Source organism: Zooshikella ganghwensis DSM 15267 (assembly GCF_000428585.1).
GTDB lineage: Bacteria > Pseudomonadota > Gammaproteobacteria > Pseudomonadales > Zooshikellaceae > Zooshikella > Zooshikella ganghwensis.
This window is the reverse complement of record NZ_AUAF01000016.1, coordinates 35,522-59,620: the sequence shown is the minus strand read 5'-3', so window position 1 is coordinate 59,620 and position 24,099 is coordinate 35,522. Positions and strand designations below refer to the sequence as shown.

Annotated in this window: 3 protein-coding genes; all 3 read left to right on the top strand. The window is 45.1% G+C overall.

What is annotated here, in order from left to right:
• Genes F607_RS0105940 through F607_RS0105930 form a run of 3 tightly spaced genes read left to right on the top strand, consistent with a single transcriptional unit; the run spans position 1 to position 23,964 of the window.
• A complete protein-coding gene (locus tag F607_RS0105940) occupies positions 1 to 7,146 on the top strand; it encodes a non-ribosomal peptide synthetase (RefSeq protein WP_027707355.1) in 7,146 nt (2,381 codons plus the stop codon).
• On the top strand, positions 7,146 to 23,243 hold the full coding sequence (locus tag F607_RS0105935; RefSeq protein ID WP_027707354.1) for a hybrid non-ribosomal peptide synthetase/type I polyketide synthase: 16,098 nt from the start codon (positions 7,146 to 7,148) through the stop codon (positions 23,241 to 23,243). Before F607_RS0105940 ends, F607_RS0105935 begins: the two co-directional genes overlap by 1 nt.
• Positions 23,233 to 23,964: a thioesterase II family protein gene (locus F607_RS0105930; RefSeq protein ID WP_027707353.1), complete on the top strand. Its 732-nt coding sequence runs from the start codon at positions 23,233 to 23,235 to the stop codon at positions 23,962 to 23,964. Before F607_RS0105935 ends, F607_RS0105930 begins: the two co-directional genes overlap by 11 nt.
• The last annotated feature ends 135 nt before the right edge of the window (positions 23,965 to 24,099 follow it).

The following is a 24,099-nucleotide window of genomic DNA, read 5'->3' as shown; positions in this document are numbered from 1 at the left end:
ATGAATATATTAAATGTTGTCACTAAAGCCTGTGTAGATGAAGTAAGTAAGAACGTAATTGGTTATCTAGCAGATGCTGGTCATCAAGTTTTTCTGATAGCTTCACATGATGAAGAGCAAAGCTTTTGGTTGGCTCAAGAGCATCATAATATTCATCTTATTAATGAGAATGATATAAGCCATTATAAAATAGATTACGAGTTTTGCTATGCTGTTGAAACCTCTTTTTCTGATGCAAACAAAGTAAAGCTAGCACTATGTGATAAAGAGGGTAATGACGTTCAGTTTTTCTCAATAGTAAACCAAAAAAATAATGATAAGTGCATATTGGCTAATTGTAGTTTAGCTAAATCATGCTCAGACTTTCAGTTTATTCAAGCACAAATCGCTGAGGTTTTTATTGATGGCTTTATTCACTTAAGTAGAAATGACATTTTGTCTGAGCTTGAAGCTTACAGTTTTTCAAACGATGTTGACCTTTGGTTTAATGCAGTGACAGCAAATTTAGCGGGTAAACGCTATTTTGATGAATTACAAAAAAAGTATGGAACTTTTGTTATCAGTCCAGAGGTACATAGCACTGAGATCTGTGACGTCGATAGTGAAACCCTTTTTTTTCACTATAAATGGAGTCATGCGGATCAATCATTGTTTTTGCTTTTTATGCAATATATTTTTAATGCTGAAAAAGCAGCTCTATATGGGTTCTATACTAAAAATGAACAAGGCGTTTCAAGACAGTATACTTTGTTACAAGGCTCAGAATATTATGCTGATTTAGAAAAGATAGTCACTCATGAACAATCTCCAGCTACTTTTATAGATAAGGACTATATTTATTCAGAGCTACTATTTCCAAGTGTTGGGATATGTGAAGTTAATGACGAGCTAATAGATGAAAGTTTATTGTTAATTCAAACGATGGATGACGCTCATCAAGTTAAGCTTATCTACAAAAAGAATATTCCTTTGTTTTCTGTGATGTCTCATTATGTTGAGGCATTTTTAGCACGTATTGATGATTTTAAATCAGGCACAATTGATTGGAATAACTTCTGTCAACTACCAGAGGCATTGATTCAGCATTACTATCTGGACTGTAACTCCGAGCAAATACTCTATCCCCAAAATACAATTACTGCTCTATTCGAAGAGCAGGTAACTCTTAATCCTGATAAATTAGCTTTAATTGTGGGTGATACTGAGCTGACATATGATCAGCTTAATATGAAAGCAAATGGGTTAGCACATTACCTGAAGGAACACTTTTCAGTAGCTGAAGGTGAGAGGGTTGCTGTACTGCTCCCAAGAGATGAGTCATTACTGATTAGTCTGCTCGCTATCCTTAAGTTAGGTTGTGCATATGTTCCTTTAGATTCAACTTCTCCACTATTGAGAACCCAGGCAATACTGAATGATGCCAAGCCTAGTCTGGTATTAACCAGAAATGATATGCCAGAGGCTTCATTACCTGATGGCATCACAGCGTTATCAATAACAAATGATTTATTGGCAACAATAGAAAAATATTGTAATCCGCCAGAATTATTAAATTCTGGCGATGTTAATGCGCTCGCTTATGTTATTTACACCTCGGGTACCACAGGTGTACCTAAAGGTGTTGCTGTCAGACATCGTAACTTTGTTAATGTTGCCTATGACTTTTGTCATCGCACGCATTTGTCTCCTGAGTCTCGCATGCTGGCACTTACCACATTGGCATTTGACATCTCCACGTTGGAGTTGTTTATGCCCTTAATGTTTGGTGCATCTGTTGTGCTTGCAGAACAACGAGCGTTATTAGATGCACGTATATTGAAGCAATATTTAACCGAGTTTGATATTACACATATGCAAGCCACCCCATCTTTTTGGCGGCAGGCTGTTGCTGAACTGGGACAAGAAAAGTTTAATATTATTGCATTGTGTGGTGGTGAGGCTGTTCCTTTAGACGTCGCTAAAGGGTTGGTCAAAATGACGCAAAAAGCATGGAATGTCTATGGCCCTACCGAAACAACAGTATGGTCAACCACATACTGCTTGAATGAAATCACTAATAAAGTATTGATTGGAAAACCTTTAGCAAATACGCAATGTTATGTACTTAATGATGAGCAAAAGCCTGTAGCACCAGGTGTAGTGGGTGAACTCTACATAGCCGGTGATGGTGTTGCACAAGGATACTTCAATAAACCTGAACTGACAGCAAAAGCATTTATTGCTAACCCATTTGTTCATTTGGGCAATAATCATAGCGCTACTATGTATCGGACAGGTGACAAAGTTCGTTATTTATCATGTGGTAATATTGAATATTTAAGCCGAGCAGACTTTCAAGTTAAGTTACGTGGGCATCGTATCGAGCTGGGTGATATTGAGTCGGCTATTAAACACTATCCAGGAATAGAGCAGGCTGTTGTTCAGTTACAAAAAGACCAGGAAAGTGATGTTGAGCCTTTTCTGGTTGCTTATTATACCGCTAAGGAACCCATTGGGGTCGATCATTTAAAGGATTGGTTAAAAAGTTATTTGCCTGAATATATGATCCCTGTCGATTTTATGTTCCTTGCTTCTATACCATTAAATATTAATGGAAAGGTAGATCGCAAGGCTTTACCTGCGATAAACCTGGTGCATAACAATCGGTTTATTGCACCCGAAACACAGACTCAGCGTATATTGTGTCAGCTGTTTGGTTCAGCGCTAGGAGTAAATAAGAATACTATTGGTTTAACAGATGATTTTTTTGCTTTAGGTGGAAATAGCTTATCGGCAATTAAGTTGGTTAACTTAATCAATACTGAATTTCGCTGTGACATAAAAATTAAAGATATTTTTGAACAAAAAAATGTATCCAGCCTAACACCTTTGGTTAATGCTGGTAAGGGTGATTTTCTGTATCGTGATTTTATTATTAAATCGTCAGATATTACGCATCAATATCATCCATTTACCCTTAATAATGTTCAGCAAACTTACTATTTTGGCCGTTTTAAAAACTTTGAGTTAAGCAATGTATCGACTCATATTTATCATGAGTATGCATTTTGTTATATAGATCATGCCCGGTTAGAAAGTGCATTCAACCTGTTAATCAAACGTCATTTATCACTCAGAACTGTTTTTGAAAATGGAGAACAACGTTATTTAAACCAAGTCCCTCATTACCAAATTCGTTATCAGGAGTTTACTAATCACTCTGAGCTAGAAGAGATTCGCCAGGCGTTTTCCCATAAAGTTTATGCGGCAGACGTTTATCCACTATTTGACATATTGCTGTCTAAAGTAGGGGATAGCTACATTCTTCATGTGAGTTTTGATGCGATTATCATTGATATGAAGAGCTTTGAGATTCTATTTTCAGAGTGGATCACTTTATATCAAAATCCGCAGGCAGTGTTGCCCAAGCTATTAATTAACTACCGAGATTATCATACTCAATATGAGCGGATACGCCAGAGTGAGCTGTTCCATCAGGCTGAGCAGTACTGGCATGAAAAAACACAACAAATGTCGTTAAAAATGGATTTGCCTTTAGCTGCAAACCCATCAAGTATTGAGAAGCCATACTTCAAACGAGTAACCCGGACTGTACCGCAAGCAACATGGCAATTAATTTTAGATAAGTGCCGCTGCAATGATATTAGTCCAACGGCATTGATTGCCGAGCTATTTTGTCGTGTGCTCTGTTTTTGGTCTGATCAAGAGAAAGTCACGCTTAACTTAACGCTGTTTAACCGACTGCCACTACATGCTCAAGTAGATGACATCATTGGTGATTTTACTGTTTTAAGTTTGTTTGATTATCAATTGCGTAATGATATCTCTGCCCGACAGCAGCTGGAGTTAGTGCATTCCCGGTTGTTGGAAGACGTTGATAACAACTTGTGTGATGGTATTGATGTGCAACGTATGCTCAAGCAAGCACGAAGTTTACCCTCTCACCAAGTAGTGGCACCGGTTGTATTAACCAGTGTTATTGGTATGAATGGTAAAGCCAGCATGTTTGACTTGCCATTGGATGAGAGTTACCAGGGTACTCAATACGCTATTTCTCAAACTTCTCAGGTTTGGTTAGACCACAAAGCGTATGAGACAGATGCAGGGTTTGTTGCAGAGTGGGACTATGTAGATCAGCTCTTTTCGCCACAAACAATTCAGGCAATGCACGACAGCTATTGTGCTTTAATCGAGCAAGTTGCACATCGCGACTGGGACTTAATGGCTTTGCCTTTTGTTAAATTACCGGACTGGCAAAAAGCACAAATTACCCACTGGAATAACACTCAGGCAAGCTACCCATCAAGGACATTGGTTGAACTGTTTGAAACATCACCCAGCTTAATAAATACCTCCAAAGCTACAGCCGTTGTTGACTCACAATTACAAACGAGTTTTACCTATGCTGAGATTCATGAGGCCTATTTGAGCGTGGCCTCAGCCTTAATGGCTAGTGGAGAAACTCAAGGCCAATTAATTGCCATTTTAGCTGAAAAGGGCTATTGGCATGTCACTGCTACTTTGGGAATTATGAAAGCAGGGGCCGCGTATGTACCACTGCATCCTGACTGGCCAATTGAGCGCTTGAATGACATTTTGGAACAATCTGGCTGCCATACCGTTGTTGTGTCTAAATCACAGCATGCAAAGCTCAAACGTGAATCTTCACTTTTAAATGCAACGGTCTTGGAACTGGAAACACTTGTTCAAGCGAAAGGGCAATGTGAGGATATTGTATGGCCAAGCGTTAAGCCGACAGATTTGGCCTACGTTATCTTTACTTCAGGCTCAACGGGACGGCCAAAAGGTGTCGCTATAAGCCACCATGGTGCTTTTAATACGATTGAAGCGGTTAACCGACGTTTTAATATTAACGCCAGTGATACGGTTCTTGCGTTATCAGAACTGAGCTTCGATTTGTCTGTATACGACATATTCGGTGTGCTCGGAGCTGGAGGAAAAATTGTTTTTCCATGCCAGGCAGATTGTAAAAAACCTGAGGTTTGGCTAGAGCTTGTTCATAGACATCATGTCACGCTTTGGAATACTGTCCCGCAGCTGGCCGGTTTAGTCATTGATGAGTTTGAGTCTCGCTCGGATATTTCAATGAATATTCGGCTTTTCCTGATGAGTGGAGACTGGATACCGCTTAATTTACCTAGCCGTATTAAAACACTCAATAATAAGACAGATGTCATTAGTTTGGGGGGCGCGACAGAAGGAAGTATCTGGTCAATCTGGTACCCAGTTGAACAGGTAGACCCAGAATGGACAAGTATTCCCTATGGAACAGCGATGCCAAACCAGACGATGTATGTGCTGGATAATCGGGGCGAACACTGTGCGTTTGGGGTTACTGGTGAAATTCATATTGGTGGGGATGGTGTTGCCCTTGAATACTGGAATGCACCTGAGTTAACCAAAGAGAGGTTTATTAACCATCCAGAGTTAGGCCGACTTTATAAAACAGGTGATCTAGGTCGCTGGTCAGAGCAAGGCTTCATTGAATTTTTAGGGCGCACTGACAATCAGGTTAAACTGAATGGTTATCGTGTTGAGCTAGAAGAAATTGCAGCACATATCAATAAGCTAGAAGGAATCTCGCAAGCACTGGTTCACTTACAGCAACAAGAGACCAGCCCTGCGTTAGTGGCTTACCTGATTCCAGAAAAAGAACAGCCTGTTCCTGTCTATACGGAAGATAAAGAGCTATTCATTCTTCAGCAAAGAGGCATTGTCCCCGTTGAAAATGCTGGTTTGGCATTATCACACTCACTGCAAAAAGATGATTATCTGCGTCGTAAAAGCTATCGGAAGTTCGATGACTGTGGCATTGATAGCCACAGGGTTAATACCCTGATTACATTACGCCAGAATCGCTCTTGGTCTTCAGCTACTGGTAATGCAGCGACTTGGTATGACTTACAGCGCATTCTCTCCGTGTGTGCTGGGTTGGAACTTCCCAATCGAGTGCTTCCTAAATATCGCTACCCATCAGCAGGGAGTACCTACAGTGTTCAGGCTTACGTGGGTCTCAATGATAAGGTTGATGCGACTCGTGACGGGTATTATTACTATCATCCCACACGTCACTCACTTTATGAGTTACCTAATGTTGAGCGGCCCAATGGTGTCGCTTCAGTAAACTTCATTGATCTAGTCATTAACTGGGAGGCAATCCGGCCTCTTTATCATGACCGTGCAAAAGCGCTCGCACTTCTGGAAGCGGGACATATGCTGGCTTTACTTGCGGATCAGTGTGAGCAACTGGAAGTAGGTTATCACGTAGCATTTTTTGAGCCGGATGTATCAGCGACTAAGTCATTAGTATGTCGGTTAGTACTATGTGCTCCTCTGAATCAGTCAACACAACAAGCAGATACTAAGCTATCACTCTATAACCGGGAAGGTGCTTATTTCCGTAGCACGACAGGCAGTAATCTGTTCGACATCGAGCAGCAGCCTGTACTGGTCAAGGCTTCTGATGTTCATGCCATTGTAAGTGGTGCCCAAGGGTTAATTCATCTTGAAGGTCCTCAGAGCACATCGAACTATGTCTATGCTGGCTGGTTGTTTCAGCACCTAAGTGATGACTTAGTCAGTCATGATATTGGCTGCTGTATGCTCGGGTTAACACTGAGTGAAAATAACCTGTACACCATGGCGATAGGTGCTGTGCGGGAAGAGGATAAAGCTGTAAGTGATGTTCATGCGGATGTCCAGCCTCTAAATGCTTTGGTACGCCAATACTTAGCACAATCATTACCCGATTACATGATTCCTCAGCACTTTGTGCTGCTCAATGAGTTACCTCTATCTGCAAATGGCAAAGTCGATGCCTCCCGCTTACCACAAGTCACCGTTGATGCAAGCTTTCAGGGACCCGTCACTAAGTTGGAGCAGCAACTCTGTGAAGTCTGGGCCAAGATACTGAAGTGTCAGCCCACCGATATTGATTGTGCAGAAAGTTTTTTCAATTGCGGAGGAAATTCACTTTTGGCGATGCGCTTGGTTCGTCGCCTTGATCAGCAGCTGGGCGTCCAGCTCAAACTGGAAGATATCTATAACAACAGCACCGTGATTGCAATGGCCGAACAAGCTGAATCACAAATGGAAAATCACGAGCGAGTAGTTGGAGTTCTGTAGTGACAATTATAAGCTTATTAAACGACCTAAAATGCCAGCATATTTTTCTTTGGGTGAATGAGGCTGGAGAGCTTAACTATTCATTCGATAAAAATCGGGGTTTTCCTGATGCGATTAAGCAGCAGGTTATTGCGCACAAAGCAGTACTGATTGAGCTGCTCAATGCTAATAAAATTCATAACGAAGAGCAGGCGAAAGCTTCGCCATTTCTGTCACTGCCACGGGTAAATTGGCCAGCCAAACTAGACTCGATACAGCAAGGCATGTATTTGCAGGGTCAGATCGACAGCTTACCTTACACCTATACTATTCCACTGTTTATTGCCTTCAATGAACTGGATGCACAAAGAATGCAACAGGCTATACAGCTGTTCTTAAAAAAGCATCCACTATTTTGTCAAAGTGTTGCTGATGACTTGCAGCGAGCGTTTCTTCCAGCTTCGTTGTTTCACTGCCCAGTGAGGGAAATATCTTCCTCTGAACTACAGCAGCATAAAGATAGCCTGGCCAAAACGGTGTTTCCTCTTGAAGAAGGACAGTTTACGTGTTTTGAGTTGCTCTATCTCACGGACAAGAGTACCTGGGTACTGGCCTGTATCCATCATCATATGCTGTCAGATGCCTACTCAGTCCCTGTGATAGCAGATGAACTGGCTGCGGCTTATGAAAATCCACAACGTTTTGCAGCAACCTTAAAACAGTCAACCTATCTTGATTACTCTGCTTATCAACAGGCTCAAGCGCTTGGGGAGGCTGAAGCTCAATTCAAAGACAGGCTAATTGCCGAGCTTAATGAAGCAGAGGTGCCTCAGTTAAGGCAATGTTACTCAGCTACTGGCTCAAATGCTGCTACCCACCTAACAGCGACGCTAACTGAAGAGGAGTATCAGTACCTTACTGATTTATGTGGTAAGCATGAATTAACACTTTATCCACTCCTGTTTACCCACTTCATCCATTCAATCGCGGTGTACACCGGTCAAAACGAGTCATTTCCTGTGGGAATGACACTTGCTAACCGGCCAGAGGCATTTCAGGCTGCCATTGGACCATTTATTAATACGTTGCCTGTTGTTCCTGCTCTCAACAGAAAAGAGAGTGTTTTAGCCAATGCGAAGACTTTGCATCATACCGTTATCCAATACCAGCAAATGAATAATCTCAACATTGAGCAACTGGTGGAGGGTATTCAGGGGGGCGCGCCAAGGCTGGCTGAACTGGTTCAGGTGCTGTTTACCCTGCATAACTTTGATGAGTATTCAGCACAAACTCAAAACACTGAATATCAAATTCAACCTTATGCAGACCTGGCGGAAAAGTTCGGCATCTCACTGATTGCAGGTGTGCAATCCTCCTGTTTGTCATTCACACTGACCTATGCTGCAGAAAAGTACGAGCAGGCACAAGTTGAAGCCATATTTAATAGCTTTGTGGATTCGCTAAAACAGCAATATGAAGGTGTGTGGTTGTCTCCACTGAGCCAGTTGTTACCTATTTCAAATCGAGTAGAACATCAGCTACTCCAGCTTTGGAACGATACACGTTGTGACTTTTCTGATCAGACCCATGTCGCGGCTATTTTGGAGCAGCAGGTTGAACAAACACCTTACAATTTAGCGGTAGCAGATGCCAGGCAGCGGCTGACTTATCAGCAACTGAATGAGCGCGCTAATCAGCTTGCTCACTACCTTACAGAGCAAGGGGTTGTCCAAGGTGGCCTGGTTGCATTAAGCCTGGAGCGAAGTGTAGATACTGTCATCAGTATCTGGGCAGTACTGAAAACTGGTGCCGCGTATATTCCGCTTGAGCCAGATTTTCCGCAGGATCGAGTGGAATATATCCTCAGTGACAGTCAGGCTGCCATGATCTTGGCTCACAGTAAGCACGCAGACAGCCTCGTTGATTTTAAAGAGCGTTTGCTGCTACTCGACACTCCTGAAACTCGCTGTCTGCTTGCTGATCAGCAAACTCAAAACCTGTCTGTTGCGGTGAATCCTACCGACTTAGCTTATGTCATTTATACCTCAGGCACGACAGGCAAGCCTAAAGGTGTTATGTGTGAGCACCGTGGGTTGGTTAATCGTATAGAGTGGATGCAAAAGAACTATCCACTGGCTGTGGATGATCGTGTTCTGCAAAAGACACCCTATGTATTTGATGTGTCTGTTTGGGAGCTGCTCTGGGCTAACTGGTATGGCGCTGCGATCATTATGGCGGAGCCTGATGGACACAAAGATGCGGATTATTTGATTGATTTGATCGAGCGAGAAAAAATTTCAACACTGCACTTTGTACCCTCAATGTTAAGTGCCTTCACCCAGACCCTGGGCGCTCGACCTAACGCACTCGCACGTTTGGCCTCATTGAAATATATGTTCTGTAGTGGTGAGGCGTTGCACTTATCTCAGGCGAAGGACATAAAAGCCTTATTGCCTGATGTCCAGCTTCATAATCTTTATGGGCCAACCGAAGCTTCAATTGATGTGCTGTTTTTCGATTGTAATGATCCGGCATTATCAAAAGTGCTGATTGGTAAGCCAATCGATAATATCCAGGCTCTCGTTTTAGATGAAAATTTACGATTGCTCCCACCTGGGGCGGTAGGTGAGTTACATCTGGCTGGTGTTGGACTGGCTAGAGGTTATCTTAATAATCCTGCACTTACTGCAGAAAAGTTTGTAGAAAACCCTTACCAGAGCACGGAAGATAAACAACACGGAATCAATGGACGACTTTATAAAACGGGTGACCTGGTATACCAGCAGCCCGATGGCTCTGTGGTTTATTTGGGACGGAATGATTTCCAGGTCAAAATTCGTGGCTTTCGAATTGAGCTGGGTGAAATCACAACGAACCTAGAGTTACATCCTCTCGTCTCTCAAGCAGCGGTAACTGTGGTGAAGGACACGCAGCCCTGGCTGGTTGGTTATATCGTTGCCGCAGATGAATGTAGCGATGAAATGCTCAAGTCGCACCTATTGGCAGCCTTGCCTGAGTACATGGTTCCAGAGTCCTTTGTCCGTTTAGATGCGCTACCCGTAACAGTTAATGGCAAGCTGAATGTAAAAGCATTACCAATCCCGGAACGCACACTCACAGATAATGTGGTTGCCCCGAAAAATGAACTAGAAGCCTCTGTGCGAGACATTGTTGCAGCACTGTTAGGGCTGGAACCTCAGCAGTTGGGATGTAGCTCCAACTTATACCAGCTCGGGTTAGATAGCATCATGGCCATTCGGCTGGTCAGCCAGCTTCGTCAGGCGTCACTGCTGGACTTATCAGTAAAGGATGTGTTTGCGCTAAAAACGATAAGTGCGCTCTGTCAGTTAGCAGGCGAAGAACGATCAAGCGTTACCTATCAAGTAGAAGAAGGGGTGTTAAGCGGCGAGGTGCCCTTACTGCCTATTCAGTCCTGGTTCTTTGCGCGTCAATTTATTCAACCAGAGCACTGGAACCAAGCGTTTTGCATAGATGTACCGTTGTTAGAGCAGAATGCGTTGCAACATGCTGTGTCTGAGCTAGTAAAGCACCATGACGCCTTGCGACTGCATTACACCGATACCCCTGAAGGTCAATATCCACGCCAGTTCTATGGTGAGCAGCAGCCAGTCAACGTCATACAGGTGAATCTGGATGAGCATACTGATGCGCAAGCGTTGAGTGAGTTAATGACCAGCTGGCAAAGCAGTTTTGATCTCACCTCAGGCCCTTTATTTCAGTTTGTCTATATTGAGGGACTCAAACCAGATCGAGGACTGCTGTTCTGTGCTTTCCACCACTTGATCATGGACAGCGTCAGCTGGGGCATTATTGTTCATGACCTGCAGGTGTTATATCAAGGCAAGAAGCTTCCGCAGAAAGGCAGTAGCTATCGACAGTGGAGCCAGTGTATTGAACAGTATCCACATCAACACCCTGAAGAATTAAGGTATTGGCAAGCATTAATGGAAGATTACCGTGTCCCGCAAGGTTTTCTGTCCAATAAACAGCCATTTACTTCAAGTCAGATTAAACTGCCCCAATCATTGACCCAGTCGCTGCTTGGAGAGTGCCATAAAGCATTTAATACGCAGATTAATGATGTACTGATTGCAGCGGCAGACACCGCATTAACCGAAGTGTTAGCGGGCGAAGTCACCCATATCTCTCTAGAAGGCCATGGCCGAGAAGTCATTGCAGAGGTCATTGATAGTCCACTGGATATTGAGCGGACAGTGGGTTGGTTTACCAGTTTATCTCCCTACAAACTGCAATCCTGCCAGAATCTGCAAACAACCTTGATAGGTTGTAAAGAGCAGCTGCGGGCGATGCTTGGTAATGGCGTAGGCTATGGTACCTGGGCACAAAGCAGCGATCTGCCCATACCATCAGTGTGTTTTAACTACTTAGGTCAGCTAGATTCCTTGGTACAACCTACGTCAGAGCATACTGAGCAGTGGCATCTAGTAGTGACAGATACAGGACAAACGATAGGGCATCCTGAAGACTGGCCTTTTAGCATCACCATTTTTGGCTTTGTTGTTGATGGGCAGCTGCATATCGAAGTTAAATCCTGCCTGACTGAAGCGGTTAATCAGAAACTCCTGGACTGTTACCAGACAGCATTGGTTGCGCTGGTTGACTTGTGTGCCAACCAAAAGACGACAGAATACTCGGCGAGTGATTTTAAGTTTATCTCGGGAGAGGCTGATTTAGCACAGTTGCCTTTATCAGCTAAAGGGGAAAGCACGCAAGACTTTGCCATGACGGAAATCCAAAAAGCTTATTTGCTTGGACGTATGGGGCAGTATGAAATTGGCAATGTGGCAAATCATATATACAACGAGTATGTGTACAGCTCACTGGACATTAACCGGCTGGAAAATGCAATCAACGAGCTGATTAGCCTGTGTCCTGTGTTACGCACAGTGTTTGATGAAAACACCATGCGCCAGCGCTACTTACCAACAAGTGAGGTTGGGCATTACTGTGTGCATACCAACTACTTTGATGTTAATAAGAGCGATGCCACTCTGGCAGATGTTCGCCATAGGCTGTCTCACGCGGTCTATGATGTTTCCTGCTTTCCGCTGTTTACCTTTGAAGTCAGTCAGTTTAAAGACTGTTATGTGCTGCATGTCAGCATTGACTTAATTCTGTTGGATGTGCAAAGCCGGCTGATGATGTATTCCTTACTCGACAGGCTATATCGTGGTGAGGATATTACGGCCAGTTTGCCAAAGGTTAACTTCAAAGATTATCAGGACTATGTCGTGCACCTGCCAAACTCTGTTTGGTATGAAAAGGATAAAGCATATTGGGCTGAAAAGTTACAAACCCTGCCTTTGCGCCCCAATTTACCGCTTAAGCAAGAGCCTATGAACGTCACTCAGCCGACGTTTTCCGAGCATACGCTTTATCTGGAGCCTGAAATTTGGCAGCAGTTTAAGAAAAAGGCTCAAGATTATCAGGTGTCTTACTCTTCTGTACTGCTTGCACTATACGGTTACCTGATTGCACGCTTTTCTGGTAATGACGAGTTCTTAATTACCCTGACGCTGTTTAACCGTTATCCAGTTTGTGAGCGTGTTGATGAGATCTTGGGTGACTTTACATCGACTAACCTATTTCACTTCAAGGATGCTGGCAGTCAGCTACTTGAAACCATCAACCGCACTCATGACCGCATGTGGGATGATGTCAATCATGCACTTTATAACGGTATTCAAGTACAGCGAGAGCTGGTGAAACGACATCAGCTTGATGCGAATGCTGCTACATCACCTATTGTCTTTACTGGTGTTATTGGACAGCAGACTGATCGCTGGGAGAAACGGTCATTTCTTGTCGAGAGTGAGCTAAGGGAACAGCGTTACTGGTGTGCGCAGACATCCCAAGCATGGATTGATTTGCAGGCGGTCGAGTCGGGTGATCGATTCATGAGTAAGTGGCTGTATGTCGATCAGCTTTTTGAGCCGGATTTTATCCCCCATTTAAATCACTGCTATTGCGAGCTGATCACCCACTTGGCTACACAAGAATGGTCTAGGAGTGTGCCCCGTGGCTATTTACCGCCAGAGGATGAGCGCTGTATTGCTCTGATCAACAGTGCCAACCAGCCGGTGAGTGAAGAAACTCTGGTCAGCTTGTTTGAAAAGCAGGCCAGGGAAGCACACCGTATTGCAGTTTATGATGAGCGTTTAGGACAAAGTTATACCTACGCCCAGTTACAGCAGGATAGTGAGCGTTTAGCCAGTCACTGTGTAGCAATGGAGGGAGAGTTAATAGCCGTTTTGGCAGATAAGGGATACGCCCAGCTGTGTGCTTGTTTGGCGATAATGAAGGCCGGTAAAGGTTATTTGCCACTGCATGTTGACTGGCCTGAAGAGAGAATGAATGGTGTGTTGGCACAGGCTGAGGCAGATCATCTTTTAATCACAGAGCTTCAAGCTCAGCGTGATTTTAAGCTGATGCAAAGCATCTCAAGCCTTTGCATTGAGACGGCTTTGGCCGATGAGTTCTGTAGCGCCAAAGTGAGCTTACCCGAGGTTAAGCCAGATGATGTTGCTTATGTCATTTTTACTTCGGGCTCTACTGGCAAGCCTAAAGGCGTGACGATCAGTCATCGGGGTGCAGTGAATACCATTGTTGCGGTGAATGAGCAGTATAACGTCACTGCCAATGATGCTTTATTTGCGCTGTCTGAGCTCAGTTTTGACTTGTCAGTTTATGACTTGTTCGGTGCACTCGCTGTAGGTGCCAAAGTTGTTTTTCCTGATCAGCAACATGTGAAGACCCCTGACTGCTGGTTACCGTTGATACAGCAGGAAAAGGTCAGCATTTGGAATACTGTTCCCCAGCTTGCGGGTCTGTTGGAAGAAGCTGCCTCTGCAACCAATACTCCGCTGCCATCGCTGCGACTGTTCATGATGAGTGGAGATTGGATTCCACTCAACCTCCTCGATAGGCTCGCTTGTACATTCCCGGCAGCCAAGCAACTCAGCTTAGGGGGGGCTACAGAAGGGAGTATTTGGTCAATTTGGTACCCGATTGAATCTCGTCAGTCTGATTGGGCTTCAGTGCCTTATGGCAAGGCAATGCCGAACCAAACCATGAGTGTTTTGGATAATCAGCTGCAGCCCTGCCCGGTGGGGGTGACTGGTGAAATCTACATTGGTGGGTTAGGCGTGGCGCTAAGTTACTGGAAAAATGAGGCGTTGACCGGTGAGCGCTTCATAGAGCATCCAGACTTAGGGCGGATTTATAAAACCGGTGACTTGGGCCGTGTTGAGTCTGATGGCAATATTATTTTCCAGGGACGCAATGATTTTCAGGTCAAGGTGCGCGGCCATCGTATTGAGCTTGGTGAGATCGAAGCAGTGATTACTCAGTTTGAGGGGGTTGAGCAGTCGCTTGTCCTCACTCAGCCTGTGGATGGAGAAAACTCAGCGGTAAATCTCGTGGGCTATTATGTGACGAAAGCTCAGGTCGATGAGCAGTCACTCCGCCAGGCGCTTGAGTTGCGCCTACCAGAGTATATGGTACCGCCTTTCCTCATTGCTCTGGACTCACTCCCGCTAACGGCCAATGGCAAGCTGGACCGGGATGCATTGCCTGTGCCAAATACCCATACTCCACACCAGCACTGTCAGCCAAGCAACTCGATAGAGGCTAAACTTTGTCAGCTTTGGGCGGGTGTACTGAACATTTCCCAAGAACGGCTGGGGATTCATGATGATATATTTTCTCTAGGCTGCGACAGTGTCATGGCGATTCAGATGGTGGGCCGTCTGCGCCGTGAAATGCAGGTAGAGCTTGGGTTAAGGGAGCTGTTTACTTATCGTTCAGTAGCTACCTTGGCTGAGTTTGTCTCAGACAAACTGCAAAACTCAAACCCTCATGTTGCTGAGCCTCAAACCGGACAGCCGCCACTGACAGGGGAAGTGCCTTTACTCCCCATTCAACAGTGGTTTTTTTCAAACGAATGGGCGGTGGCCAGTCACTGGAATCAGACGGCCATGTTAGTGACGCCGCCACTGTCCCTTTCTCGTCTTGAGCAAGCTGTCAGTCAAGTGGTAGCGCACCATGATGCCTTTGCACTGCGTTTTACGGTAAATGATAGTGGTGAGTGGGTGCAGCATTATCAACCCGACTCTGCAAAACCGGCCTGTCATCGAGTGGATATTAGAGAGCTGTCGGTCAAAGAACATGAGCCTGGGTTTGATGCCTGCTTGAAAGAGACGTTCGCTAATCTTCATAGCCAGTTTGACTTGGCAAACGGTCCATTGAGTGTGTTTGCTTACCTTGATGGTTTCAGTGATGGACAAGGTCGGCTCTTTATGGCCTGGCATCACTTAATTATTGATACTGTTAGTCAGTCGGTTTTGATTGAGGATTTATATCAGGGCTATCTGAGGCAGCCACTCGGGTCCAAGAGTAGCAGTTATCGGCAGTGGAGTGAGCTGGTCAATAGCCTATCCCTTACTGATGAGGAGATGTCATTTTGGCAAAGTCAATTGCCTGGGCCAGAAGCAGCGTTACTGGCCGCGTCCAAAGGTAGTGAATCAACAGAATATCGTTTACAGCTAAGCAGTGACACCACCGATTCTTTGCTTGAGCGGACTCGTCCTTTGGGTATGCAACCCCAAGACTGCCTGGCTTGGACGCTCAGCCGTTTTCTTCAACAGTACACGGGGCAGCAATCCCACTCGTTATGGTTAGAGGGGCATGGACGACAGCATGAGCATGAAACGCTTGATGTTTCCCGCACTATGGGCTGGTTTACCAGTCGCTACCCTGTTCGTTTGACAGCGAAAACCAATGGCCGTGAACAGTTAATAGACACAAAAAATCAGTTAAGACGCTGTGCAGAAAAAGGGTTGAATTATGGTGCTGCTTTTTCGATGCCCTGTACCTCTTTGGATGGGGTGAGCCTTAACTATTTAGGCAGGATTGAGTCTACTGAGTCTTCTCCATGGCAATTGGCTTTAGCGTATAGCGAACTATCTAGCCACTCAGAAAACCCATCACTTCATCTACTGGAAGTCGTCAGTTGGCTGGCAAATGGTCAGTTACAGCTGTTAGTAAAATCCAGCCTCAGAGATATAACAGCACAGAACGTGGCGGAAGCACTTTCTGCGCAACTGGATATGCTGCTATCTGAATTGGGAGATGAGCAACGCACTTGGTTGACAGAATCTGATGTTAACTTTGTGGTGTCTCAAAATTATCTGGATCAACTGCAGAAGCACCAAGAAGTTGAGCAGGTATTTAGGGCAAATAGCCTGCAGCAGGGGATGATACATCACAGCCTGGCCTATGGTGATCAGGATGCCTCATATCGTATTGCTGTCCGTTGGGATTACCACGCTCAGGTTGAACCTCAGCTCTTTCTCCAAGCCTGGCAGCTGTTGCAAAACCAGCTTGCCTGTTTGCGCTCCCGGTTTGACTGGCGGGGAGAGATTGTCCAGGTGGTTGACCGAGATATGGACTTTCCCTGGGCTTATCATGACTTCAGTGACATGAATGATAGCGACCGTGAGCAGGCGTTAGCGCAGCTTCAGCAGCAGGACCGGCAGTGCAATTACGACCTTAGTGCTGGAGGGCTGTTCAGAGTTTGTTTGGTGAAGCTGGATCAGCATCACTATTGCTGCTTGTTTAATGTTCATCATGCCATTCTTGATGGATGGAGCAGCCCTATTTTAATGGCTCATTTACATGACACTTATGATGCGTTGCAGAAAGGCACCCCCTTACCTTTAGTTTCTGATGCTTTCAGTGCCGTACAAAACTACATACAGCAACATCAAAATGCCGATAAAGACTATTGGAGTGAGTATTTAAGTGATGTTGAAGAGGCCATGCCTTTATCTTCGCTGCTGCATCCAGAGGTTTCACCGGCAGATTATCGACAACAGCGTCAGGTTAAATCATTACAGAGACTTAGTCTCAAACTGAGCAACGCTGAACTGTCTTCTTTGAGTGGGCTGGCACAAAAGTACGGTATTACGGTGAACTCCGTGTTCCTGTTTGCTTGGCACAAGCTCTTATCACTGTATTCTGGGGCGGCACAAACGGTTGTCGGTACTGTCATTGCGGGCAGAATGTTACCTGTAGCGGGCATTGAACATGCTGTTGGCATGTTTCTCAATACACTGCCAATTAAGCACCAGCATGATACAGGTACCAGCTTACTCGCGCAGATCAGTGCATTACAGGATGCCGTGGGAGAAGCCAATAGCCGCAGTTTAGTCAGTTTGGCAGACTTACAGCAGGGTGGCAGCAGGCTGTTTGACTCATTGTATGTTTTTGAAAACTATCCTGACCCAAGTTTGCAGAACGACCTTGACCGTTTACATCATCAATTCGTATCCCGAGAGGAACATCGGGACTATCCATTGGCACTCCAGGTTGAAGAGCAAGCAGACGCAATCAATATCCATCTGGACTTTGCGACAGAGTGGTTCAGCACAACTAAGATGCAGCAGGCTTTAAATGTGTTGCAGCAGATAGTAACGCAGGTGCTGGCTGATCCTAATGAGCAGCAATTGCAGTTTGCGCCATCCATAATGACAGGTGAAAAACTGCAAAACATGGTTCCAGCAATCCCAACGCGTAACCTGGCGGCAGCGATTGGGCATTATGCTTGCCTTCAGCCAGATGCGCCTGCCCTATGTCACTCTGGTGAAGTGCTCAGCTACTTACAACTGCATCAGCAAGTATTGGCGGTGGCATACTGTCTTCAGTCGGAATACGCCATAAGCTCAGGACAGCGAGTTGCGCTATTAATGCCAAGAGATGCGTTAGCATTAACGGTCATTCTCGCTATAGGGAGGCTTGGCGCAACCTATGTGCCCCTGTCTTATGACTATCCTGCAGAGCGAATTGAGTATATTTTGCAGGATTGCCAGGCTGACTGTTTGGTTACTGATGGTTTGCATGACCAGCTATTACTAAATGTATCTATTCCTACACTTGTCCTGGACAGCGCCAAACAGGCATTACTCAATGTTCCAGCGAATTTAGCTGAGCCGGAGATCAAGCCACAAGATACCGCGTATATCCTGTATACATCTGGCACCACAGGCCAGCCTAAAGGTGTTGCGTTATCCAATAGTGCGTTTATAGCGACGTTACATGGGCTATGGCAGGCTCACTTCCCGAATAAGACTAGGCTGAATACCTTCAGCATGACCAACATGGTGTTTGATATTTTCGGGGCAGAGTTTGGTTTGCCATTCCTATCGGGAGGTACGTTGACACTGGGTGATTACAGGGAAAGTCCTATTAACTGTCAGTCACTCGACTTTATTCAAACCACGCCAAGTATGCTTGAGTTTACGTTGCCATCATTCGAGCAAACCACAAAGTGTACGCTGCTGGTGGGGGGGGAAGCCTTATCTCATCACTTGGCCCAACGTGCATTGGCTAAGTTTTCGCGGGTGATTAATGTTTATGGGCCAACAGAAACCTGCATCTGGTCTACCAGTAAAACCTATTTAGCAGGGCAAGACACAGGCGTTATCAGTATTGGGTGGCCTTTGCCCGGAGAGCGTTGCGCTGTGTTAGGTCTGCAGGGTGAGCCTTTACCATTAGGCGCATGTGGTGAACTTTATATCAGCGGTACAGGTGTAGCACAGGGGTATGTGAATAAGCCTGAGTTAAACGAAAGCAGGTTTATACGTTTGCCCTTTGCAGATGGGACTTGGTATCGAACAGGGGATATGGTCAGGCAGCTGGATGATGGCAGCTTGCTGTTTATGGGCCGCCAGGATGGGCAAATTAAAGTCATGGGGCACCGTATTGAAAAAGCGGATATTGAGCAGGCGATGCTGGCTCATCCGCAAATACAGCAAGTCACTGTTCAGCTGGTAAATAGTTCAGCAGGGTCCAGCAATGCTCAGGTGTTGGTAGGCTATTATGTGTCGTCGGCTGTTGATATGAGTTCGCTTACCCTGGCGCAGTGGGTGAAGCAAAAACTGCCTGATTATATGGTTCCTGAGCAATTTATTGCACTGGAAGCCTTACCTATGTCGGTAAATGGCAAGCTGAATTCCAAAGCACTGCCTGCACCAACCTTTGATAGCCTGGCAACTGATGATGAAGCATTTAAGACTGAAAGTGAGCCACTGGTACAGGTGTTGCAGTCTGTTTGGTGTCAGCTGCTGCAAAGAGAGTCAGTTGGGCTTCAGGAAAAGTTTTTTGAGTTAGGCGGAAACTCAATACTCCTTACCCGAATGCATGGGTTATTACCTGCAGATGTGCAGTCTACAGTGTCATTGATTGACCTGTTTAAGCTGCCGACTATTGCCAGCATTGTGCACTATGTTGAACAGCAGGCTAGCGTATCGAAGCCAGCAGTGGTTAAGCCAAAAGCACAGTCTATCGCACATAACGATATTGCAATAATCGGTATGTCGGGCCGTTTTCCACAATCCGCAACCCTGGCTGAATTTTGGGAGCACCTGAAAGTAGGCAAAGAGCTTGTGTCACGTTACTCCTTTGAAGAACTGCAGGGGTTAGTACCAGAGTCGCAGCTTAGTAACCCCAACTATGTGTTGGCACAAAGTAAACTAGAAGGCATTGAGTACTTTGATGCGGGCTTCTTTGGGCTAACAGCCAAAGAAGCCATGATGATGGACCCACAACATCGCGTTTTCCTTGAGTGTGTTTGGCATGCTTTTGAAAATGCTAACTATGACCCGTTAACCATCACGGATGATGTGGGGGTGTATGCCAGTGTTGGGAATAATCATTACGAGTCAGACTATGTGCTGCCATCGATGAAGCATGCTGACCTGGTTGATCACTATCAGGTGATGATTAGTAATCAGTCGCACTTTTTGGCAACCAGAGTCGCTTACACCCTAAACCTTACAGGGCCTGCAATGACCGTGCAGACGGCTTGCTCCTCCTCGCTGGTGGCCGTGCATCAGGCCTGCCGCGCAATACAAGCTGGTGATTGCCAGATGGCTATTGCAGGAGGTATTTCATTGGGGCAGCTTGAGAAGCAAGGTTACCTTTATCAGCCAGGAATGATTTTCTCAGCGGATGGTCATTGTCGTCCTTTTGATAGTGAGTCCACGGGCACAATTGAGGGTCAGGGTGTTGGCGTTGTATTACTCAAGCCCCTTGCTCAAGCACTGGAACACGGTGACAGTGTGATTGCTGTTATTAAGGGCAGCGCAATCAATAATGATGGCAATCATAAAGCGGGGTTCACCGCGCCGAGTGAAGACCGTCAGGCTGCTGTTATTCGGCAGGCAATGGCCAATGCACAGGTTTCTGCTGATGATGTGTCTTACATAGAAGCGCATGGTACAGGTACTAAGTTAGGAGACCCTATTGAAATTGCTGGCTTATCTCAGGCGCTTTCTAGCAGAACATCTAAACAGCCCTGCGCAATTGGTGCGTTGAAGAGTAATCTGGGACACCTTGATGTTGCGGCTGGAATTGCAGGACTCATAAAAGTCGCTTTATGTTTACAGCATAAAACCCTGGTGCCAACGGTTCACTTCCAGCAGGAAAATGTTGAACTGAAGCTGGCTATACGAGGCTTTAAAGTGCAGCAAACGACAGAGGAGTGGACGCAAGATCAAGGCAGTGGGCTAAGAACAGCGGGGGTCAGTGCTTTTGGTATTGGTGGAACCAATGCCCACGTGATTTTACAAGAGGCGCCGGAAACGAATCCTTCACTACAGGAAGGTGTTACAGGTAGACCGTTACTACTTTGCTTGTCAGCACCCGATGAAGAAGGCTTACGCCGTCAGTCTGCAGCAATGGCCGCGTTTGTGCGTGATGCGCAAACAGAGCAATTAGTGCGTGCGGGCTATACGCTAATGCACTCCAGGAGCCGATTTGATTGCCAGAGGGTGGTGACGGGCAACAACAGTAAGGAATTGGCAGAGGCTTTAGTAGCACAGCCCCAGATAATCCATAAACCTGGTCGAGTACCGTCAGTGGTCTTTATGTTCCCAGGGCAGGGAGCGCAATATAAAGGCATGACTCAGTGGTTATTTGATAATGAGCCAGCTTTCCGTTTTTGGGTAGAACAGTGCTTGGATATTGCATCCCCAATGCTAGGGAACGAGGTCTCACGTGAGGATCTGCTGGCAGCCAGCGAGCGCATCAATGACACAGCGATTACTCATCCAGCGCTGTTTATCTGTGAGTTTGCACTGGCAAAATGGCTGATGGATAAAGGCGTTTCCCCTGCAGCAATGATAGGCCATAGTCTTGGTGAGTATGTCGCAGCTTGCTGTGCAGGTGTTCTGTCACTGACTGATGCGCTATCACTGGTGATTAAGCGTGGGCAGTTGTTAGCATCTCTGCCCCAAGGTCGAATGGTATCGGCGCGCTGTACTTATGAGGAGGTTCGACCCTTTGTTGAGACTCACCAGTTGGATATTGCTGCTATTAATGAGGTGCAGTCATGTGTGATATCTGGCGCGCCTGACAAGGTAGAGGCTTTGGAAGCCGTATTAAACCAACAGGGAATAACCTACCGTAGCGTGAAAGTCTCCAGAGCTTTCCACTCTGCTATGCTTGATCCCATTTTGGATGATTTTGCACAGTTGGTTGGCTCAGTGCAGCTGAACCCTCCAGTGTTGCCTTATATTTCGAATTTGAGTGGTGACTGGATTAAGCCAGAGCAAACATGTTCTGTGGCGTATTGGGTAGAACATCTCCGCCAAACCGTGATGTTTGAAGCGGGTCTTTCGACACTGTTCAACAGCAAGCAGTTTTCCGACATGGTGTTGGTTGAAGTAGGACCTGGCACGATTTTGAGTGGACTGGCAAAACGTCACCAAGGTCGCAAGCTAACGCATCATGTCATTCAGGGCCTGGCTGAGCGCTCCCCCTATCAACATTTGATGTCGATGGTTGGGCAACTGTTCTGCCTTTCTGTCCCCGTTGATCTGCAAAAGTTCTGGCAGTTATCCCCAGAAAACAGAATTAAAATGCCAGGCTATGCTTTTGCGCGTGATCATTACTGGATAGGTGAAAATAAGGCTAAAACCGTTGTTCCTGAGGCTATAACGCAGGAAAACACCATCAGTTCTGATAAAGCGCTTAATGAGCAAGTCAGCGATATTTGCTGCCATGTGCTTGGGCTTGAGACAGTAAATCCTGATGCTGATTTCTTTGAGCTTGGAGGCGATTCGCTCACTGCTGTTCAATACAGTTCCAGAGTGACAAATCAGTTTGGTGTCACCATTGAGTTTATGCAGTTACCAAGATTGACTGTTAATGCCATTGTTACTGCGCTTAATGCTGCTATGCAAAAAGATCAGTCAGAAGCACAGGATACAATTGTATTATTGCAAAAAGGGAAGCAATCCCATCCCCCGATCATACTCATTCACCCTATTGGTGGAGATATTTATTTTTATTGGGATCTCGCAAAAGCTTTACCTGAAGACTATCCCGTATACGCCATTCGTTCCCCAATGCTCACCAGTGATGTTCACTTTAGTCGTTTGGAAGACATGGCAGAAAGTTATCTGCAAGGGGTTATCTCTTGCGTTGGGAAAAAACAAACACCGATATTTGCAGGCTCTTCTTTTGGTGGCATTGTCGCTTACGAAATGGCTCAGCAGTATAAGCATAGGTATGGCGTCAATGCACCTGTCATAATGGTAGATAGCCCATGTTACGGGAATTTACCTGATGGCATGTCTGGCGCTGAAATTCTTGATTATTTGTTGACCTTTGGTATGGCAGAAATCAATGTGGATAATGCCGTATATGCAGCACTTGAGACCTTGGAAGATAAGGTTGAGTACCTGGGGAAAATAAGCCAAGGTACAGCCTATGAATCCATTCTCTCCGCAGCGTTTTTACCGCGTTATTTGCGTGTTTGGGAATGTAATAATGGATTAATGCAAAAATACCAACCATCAAAATCGGTAAGTGATATTTTATTTTTTGCGCATACTGAAGTTATTCCGAGTTTTCCTGCGCATCAAGATCGCTTTTGGAAAAAACTTGGCCACACGTCCTTTAAGGTGATACCTGTTGCTGGAAATCATTTAACGATGAATGGACCGAAAAACTCTGCTTTTCTCGCTGAGAGTATCGCGGATTGGTATGAAAGTGAGATATGCCATGTGGTTTGAAAAAAAACGTAGTCATTGTACTGAAGAAAAAAATCATACGCTCTTGCTTTTTCCGTACTCAGGAGGAAGCTCAGATGTATTTGATGAGCTTTTGAGTCATATACGAGAAGATATAGACTGTTATGTTTTTCAGCTCCCAGGAATGGGAAAAAGGCTGTTGGAACCGCTGAGAAATGATGTCGAAAATATTGTGAGTGAAGCAGTAAGTGAAATAAGTGATATCGTAAAACTAAATAGCTTTTCATTATATGGGCATAGTACAGGAGGCTTATTTGCTTTCCTCTTTGCTCAGTCTTTACTAAGCATGGGCTTACGTTCCAATAAAATATTTATTGCTGCAGAAGCTGCACCTCATATACCTGAGTTTATGGAAGATCCTGCTTCATACAATGATGAAGAGATTTATCAAAGGTTAAAGGGGTACGGAAAACTAGATGATGAGTGTCTTCAAGACGATGATTTTAAAGAGTTCTATTATCCTATTATGAGAAATGAATTCTCGATTAATTATAGGTTAAAGAACATGATACCCCGTGAAAAATCTGAGCATGAGTTAGTGCTTGTTCATGGCATACAAGATAATCATGTCAGTTATGAGAACTTGCAAGCCTGGCAGGACTATACCCATGTTTTAGTGGATAGCCATCAGGTAGACGGGGGGCACTTTTTTGAGGGCGATATCAATAAGTTGGTCGCAAAAATTGTTTCATCCAGTTTATGATTTTTTGCTCTTTAAATTTTTATATGAGACTACCTTAGAGGATATCAAGCACAAGGTTAAAAGTTGATTATACGGCTAAGGTCTTATATATTGACCATACAGCATTATATGGTTTACGAAATGAAATTAATAAGA